Here is a 22,815-nt window from a genome sequence, read left to right as displayed (position 1 = left end):
GAGAATATGAAAGGCAAAATTTATTCAATAGTTTCAGGAATATATGAAATAAAAAACTTAGATAATTCAATAATTTCAATTCCAGGTAGTGGTAAGCTAAGATTTAATAATCTAACACCATTAGTTGGTGATTTTGTTGAACATGACGATAAGATGATTTTAGAAATTCTAAACAGAAAAAATAATTTTATTCGACCTAAGGTTGCTAATGTAGACCAAGTTATTGTTGTCATGAGTTTAAAAGAGCCTGAATTCAGTTCATTTTTAATGGATAAATTCCTCTCAATTATTGAGTTTAAGGAAATTAAACCAGTATTATTTTTCACTAAAATTGATCTTGTAGATAATTTTTATTGAATTGAAGAATATAAAAAATGCGGATATGAAGTTTACTTAATTGATAATAAAAATGAATCTGATTTGAATAAGATTAGACAAATATTTAAGGATAAAACAAATGTATTTTTAGGACAAACTGGAGTAGGTAAAACAACAACCATTAATCGTTTGTCCAAAAATAATTTTGAAACACAACAAATTAGTAAAGCTCTTGGCCGGGGAAAACATACAACTAGAGTAGTTAGAATTATTGAATTTAATAACGGAGAATTGATTGACACTCCAGGTTTCAGTTCATTGGATTTGGACATAAATTCACTAGAATTAGCTCAAAGTTTTGAACTATTTAAAAAACATTTTCCAAATTGTAAATATCGTTCATGTTTACATATAAATGAAAACTTACATGATTGTGCAATCAAAAGGCAAATTAACATTTCAATTCCACAATGAAGATATAAAAATTATTTAAAATTAAGTAAAGAGACAAAAAAGGAGAGATGAAATGAGTAAAAAATTCGTTACACCAAGCTTATTGAATGTAGATGTCAACAAAAGAGTCGAAATGGCAAATACACTAATTAATAATGGTATTAGTTGAATTCATTATGATGTTATGGATGGTAAATTTGTTCCTAACTTAGCAATTTCAAAGCAAGAAATTATAAATATTTCTAAAAATACCAAGGAACATTTTAAAGATGTACATTTAATGGTCGAAAACCCAACAGAATATGTTGAAGAATTAAAAGACTACGTTGATGTTTTTACTTTTCATTACGAGTCTATTGATGAAGAGTCTTTATTAGATTGATTGGAATCTAAAAATACACATTATTGTAAAATAGGATTAGCAATTAAACCAAATACTAATGTTGAAGTTGTGAATAAATTTGCAAAATACCTTTCTTTAGTTTTAGTTATGTCTGTTGAACCTGGTAAAGGTGGACAAAAATTCATCGAAAGTGCTTATGGTAAAATTCAATACCTTAAGAAATTAAGAATAGATAATGGATATGACTTTTTGATTCAAGTTGATGGTGGAATTAACAATATCACTGGACCTGAGTGTTTCAAATATGGTGCAGATGCCTGCGTAGCTGGAACTTTCTTGGTTAAAAATCCAACTAGCGAACAAATTAAATCAATTTTGGGTAGAAGATTTTCTAAATAAGGTAAAAGTTCTATAATTTAACCAATTAATTTAAAATAATGCTAGTAATTTTATATTTTTAGGTTATAATACTTTTGCTTGGAACAGTACTCAAGAGGCTGAAGAGGCGGTCCTGCTAAGACTGTAGGGGAGGCAACTCCCGCGGAGGTTCAAATCCTCTCTGTTCCGCCATTTTTTTATTTAAAAAAATGCTTAAATTCACAAAATAATTGATTGTAAAGAAAAATATAATAATTTATAATTTTAAATAATTTTATAAGGAGAAAGAATGGCTAAATTCGTTGATGAAGTTAAGGTTGTGCTCCAAGCCGGAAAAGGTGGAGATGGAATGATTTCTTTCCGTAGAGAAGCCCATGTAGATAAAGGTGGCCCAGATGGTGGAGATGGTGGAAACGGCGGAAATGTATATTTTGTTGGTGATTTAGGAAAAAATACATTGCTAAGTTTTTACAAAAATAAGCACATTGTGGCTGAAGATGGTGTCAAAGGAGGTCCAAAAAATCTTTATGGTGCCAACGCTAAACACACATATATTAAAGTTCCGGTTGGAACACTTGTTTACAATGCTAATAAACTTGTAGCTGATGTAATTCTACCTGATACACCTTATTTAGTCGCTAAAGGTGGAAAAGGTGGAAGGGGAAACACTAAATTCAAAACATCTAAAAATACAGCACCAAGAATATGTGAAAATGGACTTCCTGGTGAGAAATTTGAAGCAAAAATCGTTCTTAAAATTCTTTCAGATGTTGGGGTTGTAGGTAAACCAAGTGCAGGTAAAAGCACATTCCTCAATGCTATTTCTAATGCAAAAGCAAAAGTTGCTGAGTATGAATTTACTACATTAGTTCCACAATTAGGAATGGTTGAATTTTACGAAAATAGCTTTACTGTGGCAGATTTACCTGGATTAATTAAAGGTGCAAGCTTAGGTAAAGGACTTGGTTCTCGTTTTCTTAAACATATTGAAAGATGTAGAGTTATTGCTCATATTATTGACTTTGGTGATCCTAATAAGGATCCAATTAATGACTACTTAACAATCCAAAAAGAATTATTAGATTGTAATTTAAAATTAGAATTAAAACCTCAATTAATTATTGCAAATAAGTCAGACTTAGAGCACTTCAAAGATAATGTTGCTAAATTTAAGGATAATTTCCCAGAAATAACATTAATTGAAATTTCGGCAATAAATCGTGAAAATATGGAACTAGTTAAAAAAGTATTATGAGAAATGATTCAAAAAGAAACTATGAAACCAGTTGAAGAAGAATCTACTGAAGTTGAAATCACATACGAAGCTCCTTATACAGTCATCTCTCCTTACTATGGTCATTTTGAAGTATATGGACCTAAGGTTTTGGAACTATACAATAAAATTCCACTAAATTCATATGATAACCTATTAAGATTTAACAATATTTTAAAAAAAATAGGAGTATGAGAACAATTAATTAAATTAGATATCAAACCAGGCGATACAGTTAATATCTATGAATATCAATTTCAATGAGAAGAAGAGTAATTTATTACTCTTTTTTTATTTGCATAACTAAAACAATTCAGTTACTTCATAAAATTAGACTAAATTGAACTTAATAGCTTTGCTGGATTAGCAATTGTTCAAATTAATTTAACTTTGAATGTAATAAATAAAATCATCTTTGTACATTATTTTAAGAGAATTAATTAGAACATCAAAATATTAAAAAAGCACCGTTTTAATTGGTGCCTTTACTACTTTGAAATAATTTTTTAATATTATTAAAGTCAAGTGAATTAGTAAAACTTAATTGAACATCCGCCTTACTAAAATCTTCGTTAGAATTATTAGTAATAGCTACCGAAAATATTTTAGCCGAAACAATAGAGTTTAATCCTTCCACCGAATCTTCAATACCTATACATTCATTAGGTTGAAGTTTTAATCCTTCTGCAGCAGCTATGAAAATATCCGGAGCTGGTTTACCTTTTTTTACATCTCCAGGATTAACAATAAAATCAAATTTATCGTAAATTCCCAATTTTTTTAGAATTACTGGAGCGTTATAACTACTAGAAGCTATAGCTAATTTTATATTATTTGCTTTTGCTTCATTAATAAATTCAATTATTCCTGGTAAAACTGAGTCTGATTTTAATTCTTCAGATAAATATTTTTTATATAATTCATTTTTTCTATGACATAAATCATCAATAATATGATCTGATGGAATATCTTTATTTTTTAATTTTAGGATTGCTAATAAAGTATCTTTTCTGGGCAATCCTCTAAGACCTTCATTTTCTTCTACAGTATAATTTACACCTAATTCAGCTACTATTTCTTTTCATGCTAAATAATGTAATTTAGCTGTATCAGTAATTACACCATCAAGGTCAAATAAAATACCTTTAAGCATGTCTTACCTCAAATTTTGTTTCATTATTACTTAACTCTACTAATGAATCTCTAACTCATAATTTTACTTTTTCACCTTGTTTTACAGTTCTTAATATGAAGTGAGTCTTATCAACACATACTTCAATTAATGTATTTAAATAACTAAATTTATATCTTAGTTTATCTCAATTTTCAGGGAGAACAGGATCTATAGTAATTTTATCATCGTAATATGAAAGACCACCATAACCAAAAACAATCATCTGCCAAATTGCTGCTAAACTACCAGCATGAATTCCCGCATCAGAAGAGTGCATATTTTGACCCATATCTATATTTATAGCGTATCTAAATAATTGATAAGCTTTAGACATTTTTCTTAATCTAATTGCTTCAATAGCATATGTTGCAGCACTTAATGAAGAATCATGAGTTGTTATTGGTTCATAAAATTCAAAGTTAGCTTTTCTAATTTCTTCATTATATAACTCAGGCATCAAATAAGTTAATAAAACAACATCAGCTTGTTTAACTAATTGAGAGCAAAGACGTTTATGTCCTTCTTGTGTGCTAAATAATTTTTTACCTGCATCTCCAAGAAGTTGAAAAGGTGTGACATCAATTCTTGGAAGAGCTAAAAATTGGTCATTTTCAGCGATAATTAAGTCATTATTTGGAAGTTGTTGCTTTAATTTCTTAGATACTTCTTCAAGCTTATTAATATTAACTGAATATGGAATTCTTGAGAGAATTTCATTAAGTAATTTGCTATTGTTTTTAGTTAATTTGTCAATATAATGTAAAGCTAAATCAATATTATATTTAGCTAAACGATTGATGTAAGCGTTATTATCAATATTTCCTTTATACTCATTAGGTCCCATTACATCATTAATTGAATATGAACCGTCAGATTGTTTTTCTGCTCTATTTGAGTAAAAAATCGCAGTGTCAATGATCATTTCATAACCCATCTTATCCATGAAGTCTTGATCATTGGTTATATTGTAATATTGATGAATAGCAAAAGCGACATCAGCAGAAACATGTATTTCTTGTCTTCTAGAAGCAATAGGAACTTGTTTTCCACTAACCACATCAGCTTGACCTCAATATGGACAAACCTCACCATCTGTAGGTCAAGCCATTTCTCAAGGATATTGTGCTCCTTCTAGATTGCTTTCTTGTTCTCTTAATTTAATTTCTTTAGCTTTATTACGAGCTGATTCAATTCCTCTGTATCTATAAGTTAATAAATTGCGAACAATTTTAGGTTCAGTAAAAAGATAATTTGGATTAATGAAAAACTCGGTATCTCAATATGTATGTCCTTGATATCCTTCTCCTGAAAGTCCTTTAGCTCCGACATTTAAGAATGTAGAATGTTTCGGAACAAAACTATTTAAATGGAAAATCCCAAAATCTAGTGCAAGTTTTTCGTATTCAGATTTTTCATCACCATAAATTTCAACATCAAACTGATTTCACACTTTTTCATTCATTTTTTTAATTGATTCATTTTTGAGTGTTTCATAATCAGAAGTTAATAACATTTCTAACTTTTTATCAGCATTTTCAATAACTTTTTCATCACTTAAAATTTCATTTGCATCATCAACTGAAGTATGAACAGACATTAATTTGAACAATTCTAACCTATCACCTGTTTTAACATTGGCTTTAATATTAAATCTAATTAGTCTACGTTTGATTTCAATAATATAATCATCTGTTCCACCAGAGATTAATTCACCATTAATTAAAAATTTTGTTACTAAATTGTGCACAACTAAACGTTTACTAAAAGTTGTTTTTTGTTGCATTCTTAAAGAAGTTTGTGTTGGTCTTAATTTAGAACCTTCAGAAAAGTGTTGAGTTCCACTATTGGTTACAGTAGCATCAATTGATGGGAATAAGCGAATGTCAATATCTTGATTATCGTTTAATTCAATTACATCAATTGTAATTTTTTGTCCATAAACATTTAAATCATCTTGTGAAACAAAACGTTCAAAACTAAGCTTAAATGTCCCAAAACTACGTTTAGCAATTACTTCTCTGAGTAAAATCCCTCTTTTTATATCAAGAGATTTTTTATAAATATCAGTATTTTCAATTTGAAAAACAATCCCATTTATGGAGATTGTATTTGTCATTAGATCAGCTAAGTTAGCTAACTCACTAACCTCGTCTTCACTATCTTTATTGAAAATACCATTTACAAAAAAATCTTCTTTATTAAATACATTTTTTTCTTCGTCAGCGCTTCTTATTCCTAAATAACCATTTCCTAGTGAAAAAATACTTTCAGTTTTGGCAGTCACATTAGGATTAAAAATATCTTGTGTAATAATCTTATTTTTTGTATCGTATTTTAAATAATTCATTTTAGCCTTTCAAAATCATAATTGACTCATATGGTCTTAGATATTTTTCAGAATTTTTACTGTCATGGTAGCTTGATAAAATTAATTCACCTTTTACTCTATCAAAATTAATTTCGTTAGCAGTCATATTTATATAAAAACAAATAGTTTGACCATTTAATTCTCGCATAACTTCAATAGCACCACCATTTTGTAAATTTACTCTTGAAGTACCATATATAAATAAATCATGGAATTTATCTTTTCTTAAATTAATTAAAGTTTTATAGAAGTTAAAAATACTTTCTGGATCTTTTTTATCATTTTCCACATTAATTTCTAAAGCTCGATTAGAGTTTTTAATTCATGTTTGTGTACCACTATTAAATCCTGAGTTAATCGAATTATCTCATTGCATAATTGCACGACCACTATCACGAGAGTTGATATTGCATCATTTTAACATTTCGCTTTCGCTATATATTTTCTTTTGATCAACTAATTCTGCAAAACCGTTGTGAATATCACAATCCATAAAATCTTTGCGTTTAGAAAATACATTATTTAACAATCCAATTTCTTCACCATAATAAATACATGGAACACCTTTAGCAGACATTAATAAAAGAGCATGAGTTTTGGCAGATTCTTTTCTAAAGAAAGTTTCTGAACCTCAACGACTTACACTTCTTGAAGTGTCATGGTTTGATAAAAAGTTGGTAATCATTCATGGTTTAATTTGTTCATTCTCTTGAAATTCTTTGAATTGTTTAGCAAAATTACGATAATCTCAATTTGCATCATAACCGTTTCTTCCAGTTCTACCTCAACCTATTCATCATCAGCAGAAGTTGTAGAAATTATCTGAAACTTTATCATTACCTGAACCATATTTAATTGTTTCTTCAACGTTAATTCCGCTAGATTCACCTAAAATAAATGCATCATCTTTGTTTTTTAATGCAATTTTGTTAAATTCTTTAAGATATTCAACAGCTCCATCACATCAAGCAAAAGCTGGATTTGAATCAACATCAGTAAAGGTTTTAGCAATATGTTTAATTGCATCAAAGCGGAATCCTCTTACACCTAAATCGTATCAAAAATCAATAACGCTGCTCATAGCTTTAATTGTGTCTGGGTGAGCTCAGTTTAAGTCAACCTGTTCTTTTGCAAATAAATGGAAGTAATATTTATTAACAGAAGGTACAAATTCTCAAGCACTACCACCAAAAATACTCATTGCTTTTTGTTCTTCAGTACTTAATTTTTCTCTTCAAATAAAATAGTTGTGTTCTTTATTATTCGTTGACTCACAAGCTTTTTTGAATCACTCATGTTCGTTTGAAACGTGATTTAGGACAATATCCATGATAATGTCAATTCCTTTTTCACGAGCTTTAGTTGTCATTTCTTTGAAATCTTCAAGTGTACCAAATTTACTTCAAACATTTTTATAGTCTAAAACATCATATCCTGCATCAACAAAATTTGTGTCATAAATTGGACAAAGTCAAATAGCATTACATCCAAGTTCTTTAATGTAATCTAATTTAGCAGTAATTCCTTTTAAATCACCATTTCCATCATTATTAGCATCATAAAATGATCTAGGAAATATTTGATAAATTACTCTATCTTCTAATTTTATTGTTTTCATTATTTCTCCTTTAATATAAGTGAGGTGTGTGGTGTGATATATTTATTATCACCGTTAAATTTAATTTTGTTATCGAAAACTACTACATAATTAGTCATATCATATGAATAATCTACATCTGTAAAATTATGTGCAACTAAATACTTTTGTTCTTTATCAGTAATTTCATAAATTAGTATACCTTTATTTTCATCAACCACCTTTAACTTAATATTTTTATAAATTTCTTCAGTTGATAAAGTAAAAATATTACTTTGGTTTCTAAATTTGTTTAATTTTGCAAAGAAATCAAATACATATTCTTTTACATAGTAGTTTTTGAGGTGATTTCATTTTATGCAGTTAACAAAATCGGTTGTTTTATAGCTATTTGGATGATATCTATTTGATTCGGGTTCATCATTTAATTCATCATAATAATTACTTTCGATTGTTCTTTCGAAATCCATTCCACTTCTGTCAGCAGGTTTAGATTGAAGTAATTCTGTCCCGGCTAGGTGTAAAATTCTACCTTGAGTAGTCACTGTCATAATAAGGGCTTGTCTATATCTTTGAATTTTTTCTAAAAAGCTTAATTCGGTTGTAGAAATATTAAGTTTATCTCAAAGAGTAAAACCATCATGACAAGCGTTATATTGCAAGTTCATATCAACATTAGAACAAAATAGATCATAAGCCTTATGGCTATAAGCGAAATTATCAAAATTATAATCTATTAAATTTCCAACACTTGAGTTAACATAAGATAGGAAATATGATTTACTAAAATTAGCGAATAATCCTTGATCTTTGGAATGATCTGAACCTTTGATTGCGTTTCTGGTTGTGTCATTAAAGTATCCAAAATTTATATTGTTAGGTAAAAAACCTTTAACATAATTTTTATCGTAGTCTAAATCAGTAAATGCTCAAGCTTCACCATGAAGTACAACATTAGGTTTAATTTTACTTAATTCTTGATAAATTATATCAGTAGTTTCTTTGTCTATGAATGATGATAAATCAAAACGATATCCATCTACATCAAAATATTCCATAAAATATTTAAGTGAGTCAACAATTAATTTTCTTACCATGAATCTTTGTGAAGCAAGTGGGGGATAGTTTACTGGATTAACTTTTGATTCATTTCTAAAATAATATCCAGGAAAAATATCATTAAGAGTATTGTTTGTAAAAAGATGATTATATACAACATCTAAAATAATTCCGATATTGTGTTTGTGAGCTTCATCTACAAAATTCTTAAACTCAAAAAGTCTTGCGTAAGGATCGTGAGGATTTGAAGAATATGAACCATTAATACTAAAATAGTTTAACGGATCATAACCTCAATTATAGTTGGTATTTCATTTCTTTCCTTCATTTTTAGATAATTTTTTTATGTTAGTTTCATCTAAAGTGTAACAACTGTGAATTGGAAGAAGTTGTAAATGATTAATACCTAATTGATTTAAATACTCAAAAATCCCAGCTTCACGTGCAGCATTGAATGTTCCAAAACTATTTTTAAGTTTTGATTGGTCTAATCCTGAAGTGTAGTCACGAATATGTAATTCATATATATTTGCTTTTCTTGGCAATATATCACTATTTCATTTGGGATAATTATTTTTAATTTTTTCAATATCAACAATAGCACTTTTTACCTTTAAGTTTTCACCACCTTCTCATTTAACCGCTGATAAAGAGAATGAATATGGATCAGTTGCTAATTTTGTTTGATTTTTATTTTCTACTTCGTATAGATAATATTTTCCTTCGTAACTTTTATCCAGTGAAATCTCTCAAACGTTAGCATTTTTGCTCATATTAAGTATTTCGTATTCAGTTTCAGATTCAGAGTTTTCATAAATAAAAACTCTTACTTTTTCAGCAAATGGTTGTCATAATTTAAGTGTGAATTTATCATTTTTAAAGTGTGCACCTAAGTCATCACCATCATAAAAGTATGATTTATCTAAATCATTAAAATAACTCAAATTTAATGTTAAAAATTCATTATTTTTCATAGCTAATTAATTATATAAAACTTAATATTTTATACTTATAATATAGTTTAATTCTTGAGTGGTCAATTATATATATCTTACTAATTTATAAGCTAATTAATAAAAAAATCATTAGTTTTTAATAACTAATGATTCAATGAGAATTCTTGGTGATAAAAAGTGAAGTGCTCAGGTTTAATATAATACTTACCAGCAATAGAAATACTATCTTCATCGTATCCATAAAATGATACAACTACTAAAAATTCATGATTAAACTTATTAACTTTTTCATAGTTAAGTTTATAAACAATATTTGTTAATCCATCAGCATTGTTAAGATGGTCGATTAAACTTGTATTATCGATAATTTCGGTATCAGGACTTATATACTTACCAGAGAGATAAATTTCACCTTCAGCAACTAATTCACCTTTGATAAAATATTCTTTTTCAATTTTTTCAACACCATTAACAAAAATAATTTGATTATTAATGATTCATTCAGGTAGTTCAAAATTTTTAGTTCTTGATTTAACTATTTGCTTGTCACATCCTATCAAATAGGATACTGGTTTAATTAAGTTGTGAAAGTTTTCTGCTACGAAATGTCCTCTCTTGCTAATAGAGTAAATAGCTCCTAAAGCTTCTAATTTTTGGTATGCAGCAACAACAACAGATCTTGAGCAGTTAAATCTCATCATTAGTGCATGCTCAGATGGCATGATTTTGTTTGTCGGAATTTTTTTACTTTGTATCAATTCCATCAAATAATTTATTATTTGTTGAGTTTTCTTTACAGGTTTATTCATATTAATTATATTTTACAAAATTTTTATTATTTTCTTGTTAGTTTATACAATACACAACTATTTATAGGTAAGGTTACACCCCATGAATGATCTTCAACTTTATATGAATATAAAACTTCAAAGCGATATTTTCTTGAAATTTTACCCATTTTTTTGTTTGTATTTAAATGATTGTTAAAGGCAAAAAGTAAGAATTCACTACTATTTTCGCCTTTAGATCTTACAATAACAGAACTATAATCATCAGCATCAACAAAATCAAATGGGTCTAAAATAGTGTTTGGATCAGTTTTCATTATGAATGGATTATTTTGTCTTATTTTATTTATTAATGAAATAGATTTATAAATAGAATTATCTTCTGAAATAACCTTTTCAACTTCTGCAATTGTAGAAGAAATGTTTAGAAATACATTCGCATGACTTGCATCAATCTTTCTTTCTACTATTGCGCAATTTTCGTTTTTATTTAATCATTTGAGAGGTTCTCTTAATCCTGGATCATCATAAATTCTTGTCGAATAATAACACAATTCATCAGCATAATAAATAATTGGTTGTCCTGGAAGAATTAATAATTGTAAAAGAGCAATTCTTTGAGCATCTTTTTCATCTTCAGTTAATGAGTTAAAATATTCTTTTGATTCAGGTGAAATTTTAGAAATTTCACGACGATACACATCTAATCAGCGATTAGTGTCATGGTTTTCTAAAAATGGAACTCATACACTATCTTTAGAACTTCTTTGATACATTTTGCAAATATCTACAAGTTTGTTGAAACCTACCCTAGTATCTACATGGTCTTTAAAGTGTTCACCACCATCATAAATAGTGTTTAAAGCGGTTTTATTATTGTATGTTAAATACTCCATCGCTTTTTTATGATCAGCTAGTCATTCACCAATCATAAATACTTCATTCATATTGTATTTTTCAGTGATTGAGTTAGAAGCTTCTCTAAGCATTCTAAAAATCTTAGCTTCATTAAAATTATTCTTTGTTTCTGATTCACTACTAAAGAATTCCGAAAAGGCATCATATCTAAAACCATCAACACCAACTTTGGTTCAGAATTTCTGAATTTCACAAAGTTGTTCTATAACAACAGGATTGTCTAAGTTTAAATCTGGCATACCAGCTCAAAATCTTCCGATATACTTTTTATTTGTACCGCCTAAAGGTGTATCTAAATTGGGGTATCTTTTTCTGTGTGACTCAGTATCGACTCTTAAATCTTTATCATTTTCATCACGATCAAATTCGTAGTATTCTATAAATTTTTGGTTATCAAACAACGCTTCTTGAAATCATGGATGTTCATAAGAAGTATGATTAAAAACAAAATCAATATAAACCTTTATACCTTTGTCGTGAGCACAATTTAGAAATTCCAAGAAGGCATTAAATCCTCCAAGTTGTGGAGCAACATCACAGTAGTTCAACACTGAATAACCATGGTATGATGTCGAAGGATGAATCGGACTTAACAATAAGGTGTCAACTCCTAAATTTACAAAGTAATCTAATTTATTTTTTAACCCAATAAAATCACCAATTCCGTCATTGTTTCCGTCAGCAAAATTGTATACCAACACTTGATAAATAACTCCACTATTCTTAAATTCTTTTAATGGATGAGACATTGGTGCATTAAGTCATAAATTTTTGTAGTCTAAAAGTTTATTATAACTAAACTTTTTGTCGTCTCAATTTGCAATTAATTGAGAGTTTTCTGAGAGTTTTTGTACATAAAAACTTTCTGCATATTTTGATAATTGTTTCATACCAAGATTTTACCAATTTTTGTTTTTTGTTAATTTTGAATCTTGATGTGTTAAGAAACAAAAAAGTTGCCTAAGCAACTCTTTGTTATAGTGACTTAAATTTTCTTGATAAATAAATATCCTTTTTAAGATAACCGAACGAATTCTTTGAAATAAAAGTAATTATTAATAAAATAAACGTTAATAGAAATGCACTGAAGGCATCCGCATAACTTATTTTATCACTTTTAATATTTACTCAAAAATCTCTTCCATTGAGAATTTTCTTCATTTGAACTACAACTTCTTGTGGTTGCAATGTTAAAAATATAAACATTGCAATTAAAATTATAGTTATTAAATATAAAATAAATTTATATAAATTTGAACCATTAAATTTTTCGCTAAATAATCCGTAAATAATTAAACTAGATATTACCGAAATTGATAATGAACATACAATTATAACAGTGGAAAAAATTGTTGTTAAGTATCTTAATTGATAAGTAGTTGATTTATCATTTATTTGATTTTGATTTTCAACACTAAGATTTTCTTTAAGTCAGTTAAGTTCTCAACTAATTCTTGCATTCAATCTAAATAGCAAGTTAATAAATATTATTCCGATAGTTAATGAAATTAGAAATATTAGAATTACAGTAATTTTTCTTGATAAATAATTTTTCATAATTAATTAATTCTCTTAGTAGACTCACTGTCAAAAATGTGGACTTTTTGAGTGTTAAATTCAACATAAACATCGGATAACAATTCGTACTCTATATCATTGCTGCAGTTGGCAATTATTTCAATATCTGAGGATAATTTAACCGCAACAAGTTGATCTTTACCGATCAATTCAATGTTTGATATTTTACCTTTAATAGAACTTTTAGTTGGTTTTGTAAATATTTTAATATCTTCTGATCTATAACCAATTGACACTTTTTGATTTTCAGTTAATTTATTTTTATAATCATTATCAATCTCTAATGTAACATTTTTGTCATTACTTAAAAAATTGTCATTAACTATTGTTCCTTCAATAATGTTCATAGTTGGTGAACCTATAAAAGTAGCAACAAACAAGTTAGCAGGTCTGAAGTATAAATCACGTCCAGTTCCACTTTGTTGGATTTTACCATCGTTGAATACTACGATCTGATCCCCCATAGTCATAGCTTCAAGTTGATCGTGAGTTACATAAATACTTGTAGTATTAAGCATTCTGTGGATATTAACAATTTCACGACGCATATTTTCACGAAGTTTAGCATCAAGGTTAGAAAGCGGCTCATCCATTAAGAAAACCAGAGGTTTTCTTGCGATAGCTCTTCCGATAGCAACTCTTTGACGTTGTCCACCTGATAAATCACGTGGTTTTCTGTAAAGATAATCATCAATTTTTAATATTTTAGCAACATCTTTTACTCTACGATCGATAATATCTTTACGTTCTTTGGCTATTTTAAGACCAAATGAGATGTTATTATAAACATTCATATGTGGATATAATGCATAAGATTGAAAAACCATAGCTATGTTTCTCTCATTAGGTAAAAGATTATTATAACGTTTATTATTGAATAACAAATCACCTTTAGTAATTGAGTTTAGACCGGCAATCATTCTTAATAAAGTTGTTTTTCCACAACCTGAAGGTCCTAGGAAAATACAAAAAGTACCAGGTTTAATTTCTAAATTAATATTTTCGAGAGTATACTTCTCATTTCCTTCATATTTTTTAGATAAATTAACTAATTTGATATGAGCACCATTATTAACTCTGTTTACTTCACCAACTTCATTAATCAATTTATCTAAGTCTACAGTTTCAAGATTAAATTCTTGATCTAACTCATTATTTTCAATTTGATATTTTTTCATAATTATCCTTTCACGGCCCCATCACTTAAACCACCAACAATATATCTTTGTAAGTACATAAACAAGCAAAATGCTGGTAATGATGCAAGAATTGAACCAGCACCATATGCCCCTGCATTTACATATTTAGGGTCAGTGTTAAGAAATGTGTCTAATCCAACAGCTAAGGTTCTTTCACTTTGTGTTCTTAAAACAAATTTTGGTAGTATAACATCAGTAAATGGTGTTAAAAACGATCAAAGGGCAACCATTATGAGTGCAGGTCTAATAACTGGAACTAAAATTTTGAAGAATAATCCTCAGTTAGAACAACCATCAACTTTACCTGAATCATCAAGTTCTGTTGAAAGTGTATCCAAATAACTTTTTAACATGAATGTATTTGAAGCGACTGCTCCACCAGAATAAATCAACACTAGCATTATTTTAGGGTCTATACCAATACTTTCACCTAAACCAACTAAAATGTAAAGACATATTAATGAACTAGTTGCCGGAATCATTTGAAGTAACATAATGATTGTTAAAGAGTGTTTTGAACCAGCGAATTTAAATCTAGAATAAGCATATCCATTTAATGCAACAAAAACAGTGGAAATAATCATTGTTAACACAGCAATGATAATTGTGTTTTTATATCAAGTTAGAAATAAACTTCTTTCATTATAGAATAAATATTTGAAATTATCTAATCCAAATTTAAATGGATAAATTGAGATAATACGAGTATTTTGAACGTTAAATGCTGAAATGATTAATGAAACAATTGGAAATAATACAATTAATGATCAAAATAATAAAATTGCATAATTTATAAAAATTCAAACAATTTCAATCGGTGTAGGAGGTTTAGAATCTGAATCATTGAAAGAAATTCTCTTTGGTTGCAGTTTTTTCTCATTTACACTGTCATGAATTTTCTTTGATAAAGAATTATAAAAAGTTTTTCTTCTAATTAGCATTAATCCCTCCTTGACATTGATTTTATAAATCCTTTTGCAGCAATAGCAATACTGAAAATTGAAGCAAAAGTTGTTAAAGCTGCAGCAAAGGCTTGGTTTCCATCAATTTGAACTGTTCCGGTTGTTAATTTATAAACTCAAGAAATAATAATATCTGTTGATGCTTCACCAAATACAGTAGGTTCGGCAAAAGCAGGACCACCACCAGTAAATAAACTGATTGTGGTAAAGTTGTTAAATGCTCCCACAAATTGTCCAATCAACATAGGTGCAATTGATAATAATAGTGAAGGCAATGTTATTTTAATAAATACATCCTTACCTTTTGCTCCATCAACACTTGCTGCTTCATATATATCTTTTGGAATAGATTGTAAGTTACCGGTAACTAACATGAAAATTCAAGCATATCCAATTCAAGTTTGAACAAGAATAACCAATGCTCTAGCAGTATCTATTTGATTAAGTCAGTTAACACTTTCTTTAATAATTCCTAAAGATAGCAAGATATAGTTTATATAACCATATTGGCCACCTTGAAAGGCATTTCTTAAAAACATTATTGAAATAAATGCAGGGATAGCTCAAGGTAATATAAATACTACTCTAAAGAATTTTCTACCTTTAATTCTATTATTATTTGCTAAAATAGCAATAATTATACCTAACGTTATAGGAATTAATGTTGATGAAATTGTTCATACGATTGTTCAACCAATAACTCTACTTAATGATAAGAATAAATTATTTTCTCTGAACACTCATCATAAACCTCATTGTTTTAATCCAACTCAATCAACAGCTTGCGTTGGTGCTTGATGATTAAATCCATAGTTAGTAAATGATAATAAAACCGAAGTAACTATTGGGGCTGCAACAATAAAGATCATCAATGTTCAACCACCAATAGAAATCATTCAAGGGAAACCACCTGTTTTAATTCAACGTTTTGTGTGAGTTCAATTAGATGGTCTTGACCCTTGTTCAAGAGCTTTAGCAACTCTGAATGAAGAAATAGATGAAACACTTAAATAAATAATTGAAAATATCATTGCAAAAATAGAAATAACTGCACCAAATAAATAATATCTAGCATCAGGAAAAATTCCTTTTTGGGCATCTAATATTCCTGAACCTAGGTCATAAAGACCTGGAATTCCATTCATTTTACTTCAATAAGCTCCAAATGAAAAGGGAACAACTAATGTTCATATAAGAACAGCAACCAAGAGCATTATAACACCTTTAGTTCTTTGTTTAAAGAATAATATCTCTGATAAACCTGGGAATAGGAACCCAAGTATTAAAGAGTAGTATCTTAGGTTTTTGATGCATTCAGTTGGTATTGATTTTTGTGCCTCAGTTATTTTTGAATCATATAATTTTTTATTTATTTTTCTTTCGGATAGTTTTCTAAATTCATGCGTTTTTAAAATATTTTTATTTCTGAAGACTTGTGAGTTTAATACACATTCTCTTACAGATTCTTTATAAGCTACCTTAAGCTCAATTTTTTTATTTTGAAATGCTTGTTTGGTTATTTCTTTTGCTTTTCTTTTGAGTCTAAACTCTTTAAGAGAATTTAAATAATTTTTCTTGAATTGATTTTTATTCTTCTTAAACTCGCTCTTTTCTAATTGAAGTTTATTTTCTTTCTTAAGAGTATGCATTGTATATTTTGCTTGTATTTTCTCAAAGATGTACTTTTCTCTTATTTTTTTATCTTCAAGAACTTTATCTCTTAATGAATCAGATTCAACTTTTTTAAACTTAGATTCATAAGATGTTTTCTCTAAAATTTGTGATTGAGATAGTAAATAACTTGATTTAAGGTATTGCTTTACTTCTTTCTTAACTTTAAGTTTATTAAAGATATTGAAGAAATATTTTTTATAAAAAACTTGAGTATCTTTGTTATATGCAAGCTCTAAATTATATTTGTTTATAAATGCATCAAATTCTTTTTGAAGAATATCATCAATTTTTAACATTTCACTTTTAACGGCGCTTTTATATGTTTTTTTAAGAGCTGCTAGTTTTTTCTTTGTGGAGTGTTTAATTTTATATATTTTATGTTTGTTGTTTCTTTGAACAGATATAATCGCTTCTTTATTTTCTTTAATCTTTTTTAAAGAAGCAGCTTTTATTTCTTTGGCTTCAGTTTTTTGTTGTTCAATTTTTTGATTATAGTCGTATTCTAATTCTATTATTCTCTTTTTAGCAGAAAGTTTAATATTATTTTTTTCAATGATAAATTTTCTTTTTTCAATACTTTTAGTTTGTTTTAATTCTTCTTTAAGATTTAATTTTTTTTGAACCAAAGCGATTCTAGACTTTTCTAACTCATTTAAAAAGTCAGTAAAAAATTGATTAGGATTTTCTAAACTTTTAATGCATTCTTTTTCAAAATCATGAAGTTTACTTTGGTTTAATGTATCAATTTTAATTAAGTCACCAATAATATATGATTTATTAGATTTTAAATAAAGTAAGGATATTGAAAAAATACAATATTTTTTAAATAAATCATTTTCTTCTAATTTTGTTTTGTGAATTAAATTATTAATAAGAAGTTTTTTTCGCTCTAAATCATCAGCAGTTTTTTCTAGTGATTTTAGGAAATCGAATGAATAAATTTTTATGTCTTGTTTTTGTTTTTGAATTTTCTTAATTTCAAATTTTATTAAAGTTTCTAAATTTTTAGAATGTTTTAATCTTCTTATTGAATCTTGAATGACTTTGGCTTTATTTTTAAATGCAACCTTATGACTTGATAATTCTCTTTTTAGGTTAGTTGTTATTTTGTATCTAGCTCTCAGAAAAAGATCTTTTTCGATTTTTTTTCTTAAATTGATTTTATCTGTGCTTCTAGTATGAATGTTACGAACATGGTGTTTGTATGCCTTTAAACTATGACCAATTTCAGGGAGTATTGGTTCAAATTCTTCACCATATCAGTTATACAACTTAAGATTATCCATAAATTATCTCCTTCCTTTGTTTTTTATTCATTCAAATTCTTGAATTCTTCTATCTCTATATAATACAAACATGTATACCGTCAGAGTAATCGCTATAAATAAATTACTAAATGATAACAACAAGCCAATGGATTTTTGGCTTGTTGTTATTTGATTTCATTGAATAAATGGTATACCTACCAAAATAATGAATAGTGTTATAAAACTTATATAGAATCCATATCCACAACTTATTTTACCTCTAAGTAATCAGACATATATTAAGAAGAATATTAGAATTAATGAGTTTGCTATGTAAGATAATATTTTTGATAATGCAAAATTATTTAGGTATTTGCTAGCACCTTGAATTAGTTGATCTTTAGATAAAGATGGATCAATATTTTCTGGTTTAGAAATTGGGAAAACAAAGAATGAAACTATTCAAAATACTGAAACAAATGTTACAAATGACATTCCAGTAACATAAAGATAAAATTCTCTTTTAGATAGGTTTCTTTTTAGTTTCTTATAGTAATTCATTATTCATTATCAAATGTAATAACTGTTGAACTTTGAGAGCTTTCAACTACACGAGCCCCATCTCTGAATAACTTGCTTAAGTTATTGTAAATTGCTTGTGCAAATTCTTCTTCAGATACATTTTTATCTGCATCATTATCATGAATGCTTTTAATAAATTCTTTTGAACCAAATGTTTTATCATTTCATGTTGCTCAAGCTACTGTTCCAAATTGTGGGTTACCGCTGTCAATACGTGAATTTTGAGTTTTGAAAACTCCTAATCCTCCATTAGAAATTTCTTTTGTTGATGTAACAACATCAATAATTTTTCCAATACTGTTTAACTTTTGAATATTTTCTAAAATAGCAGCTGCTTTTTCAATTGTTCACTCTGATTGTGAACCATCTTTTTTAGTAATTTTTTGGGTTTTAACAATTTTTTGTGATAAGTTTTGAATTTGAACGTCATAAACGTAGTTGTTGAATAATTGTCTTGTTGCTTTTTCGATTACTTCATCACTAGGTTTATTAGCTGCAAATGAAGCGATTTTTTTGGCTTTAGCAATAACTTCATTGTATTTTTCTTCAAGTTTATTTTCATTAATTGCTGTAGACAATGATGCGAATAAAGCATCGATTTCAGAACCGTTATCTCCGTTAGCACCAAAGATGAATTTTTCTATTTTTCTAACGTGGAAACCATCTCCTTCAACTAGTTCATTAAATAATGGATCTGTTGTTTCATTGAATACACTTTTTGAAAGAATATATGATTGAAGTCAGTTAGGATTATTTTCTTCATTTACATCAATTCCAAAAATTGTTGCTTCGTAATTTCTTAAACCAATAACTGATCCATTATTAGTTTGATCAGTTAAGAAACTATCTAATTGTTTATCAAATCCAGGAACTTTTGAGTATTCATTTAAATATGCCGCTTTAACATCAGCAATTGATTTAACTTCTTTTACTCACATAGAGTCTTTTAGTAGTTTATTTTTACTTAGACTATATACTGGTTTATATTCCTCGAATTTTTCAGAAAATTCGTCAAATGTGTCATATCCAGTATTGTCTTTAACTAATTTTAATAATCTTTGAGTTTCTGGTTGTGAGTAATTTCTTGCATCTGCAATCAATTGTTCTTTTTGTTTTTCGACAAATGGAATTTTAGAATCGCTCTTGTAGTATTCTAATCATGATTTAGGACTATAAATTAATTTAAGAATTTCCACTAAAGCTTCTCTACGAGCAGCTGAATATGCGTTATTTCTAATATTAACCATGAAACTTCATGAACCTGGAGCTTGAATATAGTCATAATCATCAGTTACTTTAATAGTATTAATAAAGGTTTGTGCATTGGCTGTTTGTTGAGTATTTTGAATGTCTCATGTTCCAACCATTGCGTAGCTAATCTTTTTCTCTTTAAGCAAGTTTCAAATTGTATTTTGAACTTGACCCATATCATTTGTGAATAATGATTCTAAAGTTTCAACTTTAATACCTTTTTTACCTCAAGGTGTTTTACTATATTCTTCAGGTGTTTTATTATAAACTGCGTCAAAAATTGGATATACTAATTTAGCTGCAGTAAAGACAGCTTTTTTATATGCTTCAATTACTTCAGGTGAGTTTTGTGAATCGCTATCACCATTAAATCCTGTTGTAATTTTAGCACCTAAAGAATATAAAACTTTAGACATTAAGTTGTCATAGTTTCTATTTTCTGGATTTTCTTTAGACAATTTGTCAAATACACCGCCAAGAATACCATTTCCATATCAAAAGTCTTGAATTCTAAAAATTGCTTCACCTTTAGCTACTAATTCAGCCATCGAATCACTCTCTGGGTTAGAAAGTTCCTCTCTTGCTTCGGCAAGTGATTTATTTGTCGCTAAGACTATTCCTTCTTGGTTATGTCTTAACGCTACAAATTTTGAAATTATATTATTTGATTTCTTACCAATACCTTCAACAGAACCAAATTCTACTAAACTTTTAACTAATTCATCTGAAGCTCCATCACCTAAAATTGCCTTCCAAATGTTTTTACCACTATATTTAGTGTTTTGTAAAAAAGCATTGTAATCAACAACTGTATTACCTTGAACTGATGAAGTAACTCTATCATGAGGTCCATAGAAAATATCAGGAACAGCTTTAGTATCAGTAGCACCAACTGTAGTATCTAAGGCACTTCACACATCTTTTTCAATTAATTTGATATTGTAACCTAATTTTGTGTGGTATTCAGATTTGTTAAACTCTTTAACAACGTTGTCATACATTCCTCTTTGAACACCATCAACAGCAATAACGATCTCTTTGTTCTCAGATACAACTCCTTTACCAGGATCTTGAGGGGTTTGTTTTTTATCACATGCTGCAGATAATGCTGTTAAAGCTGTTAAAGAAGTTACTCCACTTAAACCTATAACTAATTTTGAAAATTTGTTAAATTTCATATTTCTCCTTATTTTATTCAAACGCTATTTGATTTTTTTCATATGCTACATACGAAAACACAATTGCAAAAGGACTTAACAATAAAATTGAGAATAATATTGATAAATATCCTATCCATCTGTTAAATTCAGTTTTCTTAATAATATAAAATACATGAATAGCTAAAATTATATTTATAATCAAAACCATTATGAATAATGTAACAAATGCTCTAACAATAATATTTTGTTGTCATTCCATCAAAACTTCTGAAAATTTTTGAATAGAAAAATCAAATCTTTTTTGAATCAAAACATTTACTAAGTATATTGTGAAACATAAAATATAAATTGAGTTAAAACATAAATATAGATATTCTTGAATTTTTGGAAGAGTCTTTCTCTCTGTTGGTCTTTTACCAATAAATAAGTATCTTAATTTAGTAATAAAAGGAATCTTTTTGTGTTTTACTATTTTTTTCATTTTATGTCCTACAATATTATAATTTTTATAAATATTAATATTGGATAAAAACTTTTTTTCTTGTTTAATCTTATGATTAATGGACTTGACCAGTCAAGCTTTTATAATGCTATTTTATAGTATAAAAGGTAAATTTAATAAAAATTCTGAAATCTCGATATTTTTTTACTATGAAAAATTTTCCATAATTCTACTTGAAGTACATTATTAAGTTTTAATGAAGTATAAAAATAATTAAAAACTTAGGAGTTAATCCCTAAGTCCTTTAAGTTGTGCTATTTGTTTCTTGTTTTTGGTTTTGATAAAAGAATTTATTCAAAAATGAGAAGTAATTTTTACACTGTATATTATTAAATAAACAATTCCTATAGCACCAAACATCATCGCTCTATAGTGAACTCAAAAATTAAACATTTCATTATATTCTGAATTATCATAGTTTATAGTAGAAAAGTTGATTGTCATCGTCAACATTAGAATTCAGGCGAGAATTAAAGAAATTAAGTATTGATTAATTGTTTTTTGAGTTATTTGTTCATATAATAAGTAATTTCTTTTTTGGACAAAATATTTAATTACTTCATAAATATTGATAATAGCTGTAAAAATAATTGTCAAAATTACAATCGAAATAAATCTGAATCTAAAATTTTGACCAGTTAGTGAAATTACGATACTTACTAATATAATCAAAAAGAAGATAAAACTATAAAATATTATGTTTTTTATTGAACTTTTATCTATTTTATGTTTAAAACTTAGTTGGCGTTTATCTAATACTATAATTGGTAAATTGTTTGAAAAAATCATACTAAGCATAAATATAAATACTAAAATAAATCTAGCATGAGATATTCCATAGTAGTGATTATATAAATGTAAAAGTTTTTCTTCATTCATAGAGATAGATAATATTCTAACTGTATCATTTACCTGTAGAGGTAATATGAAAAAGTAAAAAACTATCAATATACCTACGGAAACAAAAATATTATTTTTAATTATCTCTTTAGGAGTCAATTTCTTTTTGAATAGGATATAAAGAAGGAAATTTAA

General features: G+C 27.5%; 17 protein-coding genes and 1 tRNA gene. 4 read left to right on the top strand and 14 right to left on the bottom strand.

What is annotated here, in order from left to right:
* The first annotated feature begins 6 nt into the window (after positions 1-6).
* The 4 genes from rsgA to obgE all read left to right on the top strand — a co-directional run bounded on the left by rsgA (position 7) and on the right by obgE (position 3,041).
* A complete protein-coding gene (gene rsgA, locus EXC66_RS01105; protein WP_006886280.1) occupies positions 7-852 on the top strand; it encodes a ribosome small subunit-dependent GTPase A in 846 nt (281 codons plus the stop codon).
* Positions 845-1,513 carry a ribulose-phosphate 3-epimerase gene (locus EXC66_RS01100; protein WP_006886279.1) on the top strand — a complete coding sequence of 223 codons (669 nt, stop codon included), beginning with the start codon at positions 845-847 and terminating at the stop codon, positions 1,511-1,513. Before rsgA ends, EXC66_RS01100 begins: the two co-directional genes overlap by 8 nt.
* Positions 1,514-1,593: 80 nt before the next feature.
* Positions 1,594-1,684 (top strand) — tRNA-Ser (locus EXC66_RS01095).
* Between the two features lie 97 nt (positions 1,685-1,781).
* The gene (gene obgE / locus EXC66_RS01090; RefSeq protein ID WP_006886278.1) at positions 1,782-3,041 is read left to right on the top strand and encodes a GTPase ObgE; all 1,260 of its coding nucleotides are present in this window, start codon (positions 1,782-1,784) and stop codon (positions 3,039-3,041) included.
* Between the two features lie 196 nt (positions 3,042-3,237).
* Here the strand turns inward: obgE and pgmB are convergent, their stop codons facing one another.
* From pgmB to EXC66_RS01020, 14 genes are all read right to left on the bottom strand, one after another.
* Positions 3,238-3,918, bottom strand: coding sequence for a beta-phosphoglucomutase (gene pgmB / locus EXC66_RS01085; protein ID WP_006886277.1), 681 nt, complete (start codon positions 3,916-3,918; stop codon positions 3,238-3,240).
* Positions 3,911-6,286: a glycosyl hydrolase family 65 domain-containing protein gene (locus EXC66_RS01080; protein ID WP_040544253.1), complete on the bottom strand. Its 2,376-nt coding sequence runs from the start codon at positions 6,284-6,286 to the stop codon at positions 3,911-3,913. Before EXC66_RS01080 ends, pgmB begins: the two co-directional genes overlap by 8 nt.
* 1 nt (position 6,287) lies before the next feature.
* Positions 6,288-7,925 carry an alpha-amylase family glycosyl hydrolase gene (locus EXC66_RS01075; protein WP_006886275.1) on the bottom strand — a complete coding sequence of 546 codons (1,638 nt, stop codon included), beginning with the start codon at positions 7,923-7,925 and terminating at the stop codon, positions 6,288-6,290.
* Positions 7,925-9,937: an alpha-amylase family glycosyl hydrolase gene (locus tag EXC66_RS01070; RefSeq protein WP_006886274.1), complete on the bottom strand. Its 2,013-nt coding sequence runs from the start codon at positions 9,935-9,937 to the stop codon at positions 7,925-7,927. Before EXC66_RS01070 ends, EXC66_RS01075 begins: the two co-directional genes overlap by 1 nt.
* 125 nt (positions 9,938-10,062) lie before the next feature.
* Complete coding sequence (locus tag EXC66_RS01065) at positions 10,063-10,728, bottom strand: winged helix-turn-helix domain-containing protein (protein ID WP_006886273.1); 666 nt, start codon at positions 10,726-10,728, stop codon at positions 10,063-10,065.
* Positions 10,729-10,754: 26 nt separating this feature from the next.
* Positions 10,755-12,515, bottom strand: a complete 1,761-nt coding sequence (locus tag EXC66_RS01060; RefSeq protein ID WP_006886272.1) for an alpha-amylase family glycosyl hydrolase — start codon at positions 12,513-12,515, stop codon at positions 10,755-10,757.
* Positions 12,516-12,600: 85 nt separating this feature from the next.
* Positions 12,601-13,182: a hypothetical protein gene (locus EXC66_RS01055; RefSeq protein ID WP_006886271.1), complete on the bottom strand. Its 582-nt coding sequence runs from the start codon at positions 13,180-13,182 to the stop codon at positions 12,601-12,603.
* Positions 13,183-13,184: 2 nt separating this feature from the next.
* Positions 13,185-14,381 (bottom strand): ABC transporter ATP-binding protein, encoded by a 1,197-nt coding sequence (locus tag EXC66_RS01050; protein ID WP_006886270.1) that lies wholly within the window; start codon positions 14,379-14,381, stop codon positions 13,185-13,187.
* 2 nt (positions 14,382-14,383) lie between these two features.
* On the bottom strand, positions 14,384-15,343 hold the full coding sequence (locus EXC66_RS01045) for a sugar ABC transporter permease (RefSeq protein WP_006886269.1): 960 nt from the start codon (positions 15,341-15,343) through the stop codon (positions 14,384-14,386).
* Positions 15,343-18,324 (bottom strand): carbohydrate ABC transporter permease, encoded by a 2,982-nt coding sequence (locus tag EXC66_RS01040; RefSeq protein ID WP_006886268.1) that lies wholly within the window; start codon positions 18,322-18,324, stop codon positions 15,343-15,345. The genes EXC66_RS01045 and EXC66_RS01040 overlap by 1 nt, the downstream gene beginning before the upstream one ends.
* A 3-nt stretch (positions 18,325-18,327) precedes the next feature.
* The gene (locus EXC66_RS01035; protein ID WP_006886267.1) at positions 18,328-18,846 is read right to left on the bottom strand and encodes a hypothetical protein; all 519 of its coding nucleotides are present in this window, start codon (positions 18,844-18,846) and stop codon (positions 18,328-18,330) included.
* Positions 18,846-21,296, bottom strand: a complete 2,451-nt coding sequence (locus EXC66_RS01030) for a hypothetical protein (RefSeq protein WP_006886266.1) — start codon at positions 21,294-21,296, stop codon at positions 18,846-18,848. Before EXC66_RS01030 ends, EXC66_RS01035 begins: the two co-directional genes overlap by 1 nt.
* 13 nt (positions 21,297-21,309) lie before the next feature.
* Entirely contained in the window at positions 21,310-21,759 is a 450-nt protein-coding gene (locus tag EXC66_RS01025; RefSeq protein WP_006886265.1) for a hypothetical protein, read from the bottom strand.
* Between the two features lie 249 nt (positions 21,760-22,008).
* Positions 22,009-22,659, bottom strand: a complete 651-nt coding sequence (locus EXC66_RS01020; protein ID WP_006886264.1) for a hypothetical protein — start codon at positions 22,657-22,659, stop codon at positions 22,009-22,011.
* Positions 22,660-22,815 lie beyond the last annotated feature (156 nt).

The sequence above is a fragment of the Mycoplasmopsis anatis genome (assembly GCF_900660655.1).
Classification (GTDB): domain Bacteria; phylum Bacillota_I; class Bacilli_A; order Mycoplasmatales; family Metamycoplasmataceae; genus Mycoplasmopsis; species Mycoplasmopsis anatis.
This window is presented reverse-complemented; position numbering and strand designations above follow the sequence as displayed.